The following is a 416-nucleotide window of genomic DNA, read 5'->3' as shown; positions in this document are numbered from 1 at the left end:
CCACACCCGTCGAACCGGTCGGCCAGCCCAGTGGTGGTGATCGCGGCGATCGGTGCGGCATCGGCAACCATGAACTCGATCCGCGCCGCCGGGTGCGCTGGATCGATCGCTAGATATGCCGCACCGGTTTTGAGCACCGCCATTATCGCCACGACAGCGTCGGCCGACCGCGGCAACAGCACCGCCACACACTGTCCCGGGCCGGCGCCCAGGCCGGCCAGTAGATGCGCCAACCGGTTCGACGCCTCGTCGAGCTCGCGGTAGGTCATCGAGCGCCCGTCGCAGGTCACCGCCGGCGCGTCAGCGGCTCGGGCGACTTCGGCGGCAAATATTGAGGGGATCGCCGCCGGTGTGGGTGCGGGTCGGGTCAACACCGGCCGGTTGCCCCACCGATCCAGGCGGTCGCGCTCAGCGTC

General features: G+C 70.2%; 1 protein-coding gene. It reads right to left on the bottom strand.

The window, feature by feature from the left end; translation table 11 throughout:
- Nucleotides 1-416 (bottom strand): AMP-binding protein (locus tag BST14_RS28345; protein WP_142279696.1); only part of this gene is annotated, 416 nt, incomplete at both ends.

Source organism: Mycobacterium arosiense ATCC BAA-1401 = DSM 45069 (assembly GCF_002086125.1).
Classification (GTDB): Bacteria; Actinomycetota; Actinomycetes; order Mycobacteriales; family Mycobacteriaceae; genus Mycobacterium; species Mycobacterium arosiense.
This window is presented reverse-complemented; position numbering and strand designations above follow the sequence as displayed.